This is a genomic window from Moorena sp. SIO3I6 (assembly GCF_010672095.1).
On sequence record NZ_JAAHHU010000876.1, the window covers coordinates 1 to 2,038 of the forward strand.

The window sequence follows — 2,038 nt, forward strand, 5'->3', positions numbered from 1 at the left end:
TCCCCATCTCCCCACTCCCGATTCCCGACTGCCGATTCCCGATTCCCCTATTGTTACCTACTCTGACTTTGGTTTAACCCTTTAAGGCTAATTGTGAAGGCTTAATAAATCGCTGCAACCCTTAATTTGTAAGCTTTTGATGTAAATAAAATCTGCCATAAAGTGGCACCTACTTAAAAAAAATTGCTGAAATTACACAGGCTTTACACAGGCTTAATAAAATGCGTAACTCAAAAAAAAATGTGAAAAAAGTATTGACGTCTTTTTCTATCCAATTTAAACTACACCTTTTTTAAATTACACCTGCTTAAAAATAAAAAAAATCTTATATAGAAATAAAAATGTGAAAAAAGCATTGACTTATCTTTTTTTTCGATTTTACTCTTGTCACAGAGTACAGATTACACCAAGCTGATTTGGAGAGATAGCATGAAAGAAAAGATCAAGATTCTAGATCTAGAAACAAGACCAAGCCAAGAAACCGACCTCCAAGAGTTGTCAGTTGACGACCTCAATGGGGTGGTTGGAGCTGACAATGTGGAGCGATGTCGGGGGGTTGCGGGGTGCTGCGTTGGTCCTCAGGTTGTGTCCAGCTGACCAAGATGCCTAGCATAGCAAAACATCTCCGTGATGTCAAAAGTCTTTTTTCATGGGCGTCGGCGGTCGATTGGCAGCCAATTTATTGACCGGAAACCCTGGCTAATTATGGGTCTTCGGTTACCTGGTACGGCACCGACCTCTTGCCCTGCGGGAGACTTTTTTGACAAATTTGATTCCTTCTGAGAAACCCCAGCTATCGAGTTGGGGTTTTCTGTTTAAAAACGGGAGTGGGGAATCGGGAATCGGGAATCGGGACGTGTAGAGGAAGCGAGAGAAAATATTGATAACGGGCAAGATGCCCATTCTACAAATATTGATCACGGGCAAGATGCCCATTCCACAAAACTATTAAAATCATCCCCCATTTATACAACACAAAAATTCTCCCCGACTCCCGACTCCCGATTCCCGATTCCCGATTCCCGACTCCCGATTCCCGATTCCCGATTCCCGATTCCCAAAACCTCAAAGCCGTCTTCTAGGACGCCCCAAAGTCGTAATATAAACAACCGCTTCATCAACAGGGATACCCAAAACTTCATTGACCTGGTCATCAAAGAAGCCACCAATACCACTTACTCCTAAACCGAGGTAAATAGCTGCTAGATTGAGCCGCTGTCCTAGATGACCAGCATCCATGTGCAAGTAACGGTAAGCGCGATCGCCTAATCGAGCCACTGCTTTTTGTAAGTCAGCGGTGTGGAACACCACTGCTCTGGCATCTCGACCCAAATCTTGCCCTAAACACAGAAAATGCAATTCTTTACGGAAGTTTTTAAAGCGAATTTGCCGCAATTCTTGAGCCTTAGGGGCGTAATAATAGCAGCCTTCTTCTAGGTCATTTACCCCAGATACTGCTATAAATGTTTCAATTAAACTTAAATCAAAATAATCTGGTGTTCCATCTAACCCTTGCTCAATGTAATGCTGAGGTTGGTAGGTAAAATCTAGAAGAGCTTTTAGCTCCTCCAAGGTCAGATTAGCTGCACTATAAGCTCGGGTAGAGCGTCGTTTTAGAATAGTATCTAAACATGCTTTCGGAGCATTACCTGACTTGGTTAACTCTCCCCAATCTATGGGGTTTGTAGCCGTTGAAACTTTATCACAAAACGGAAAATTGTACTTGTCTTCTAACTGCTGGTCAATTTCTGTACTCTTTACAGTATTATCCTTAGCTTTCCAATCACCACCCTCTTTAATTTCCGTAGCGCGGTGCAAATAACCTAATAATTCCCCATCTGGAATGTCTGGGTAATTAACCTCAGTAGGAGATGGCAACACAGTTGGGGCGATGGGCAAGTTTTGTTCAACTTTGAGCTGATCGGCCAGGGGAATTACTGCGATCGCTCCTTCTTGTTCCAGGTCTAGATAAAGCAGTTCATTAACGTTTTCATCGGCAAACCCACCAATTAGATGAGGCCGGTAATCACTCAAAGCA

4 protein-coding genes are annotated in these 2,038 nt (G+C 43.1%); 1 reads left to right on the top strand and 3 read right to left on the bottom strand.

Features of this window, described 5'->3' with window-relative positions; genetic code table 11:
• Window positions 1-429 precede the first annotated feature (429 nt).
• Window positions 430-597 carry a hypothetical protein gene (locus tag F6K49_RS43850; RefSeq protein WP_293108090.1) on the top strand — a complete coding sequence of 56 codons (168 nt, stop codon included), beginning with the start codon at window positions 430-432 and terminating at the stop codon, window positions 595-597.
• Between the two features lie 120 nt (window positions 598-717).
• On the opposite strand, the gene F6K49_RS43855 is transcribed toward F6K49_RS43850, so the two are convergent.
• The 3 genes from F6K49_RS43855 to F6K49_RS43865 form a co-directional block, all read right to left on the bottom strand.
• On the bottom strand, window positions 718-903 hold the full coding sequence (locus tag F6K49_RS43855; protein WP_293108093.1) for a hypothetical protein: 186 nt from the start codon (window positions 901-903) through the stop codon (window positions 718-720).
• A gap of 1 nt (window position 904) precedes the next feature.
• Entirely contained in the window at window positions 905-1,069 is a 165-nt protein-coding gene (locus F6K49_RS43860; protein ID WP_293108096.1) for a hypothetical protein, read from the bottom strand.
• Window positions 1,066-2,038: SagB/ThcOx family dehydrogenase (locus tag F6K49_RS43865; RefSeq protein ID WP_293108100.1), on the bottom strand; the 973-nt coding region annotated here is incomplete at its 5' end. The genes F6K49_RS43860 and F6K49_RS43865, both read right to left, overlap by 4 nt.

Bases quoted from the DNA above. Each gene is read 5' to 3' on its own strand.
- F6K49_RS43850 (WP_293108090.1), top strand. From the start codon at position 430: ATGAAAGAAAAGATCAAGATTCTAGATCTAGAAACAAGACCAAGCCAA.
- F6K49_RS43855 (WP_293108093.1), bottom strand. From the start codon at position 903: ATGGGCATCTTGCCCGTTATCAATATTTTCTCTCGCTTCCTCTACACG.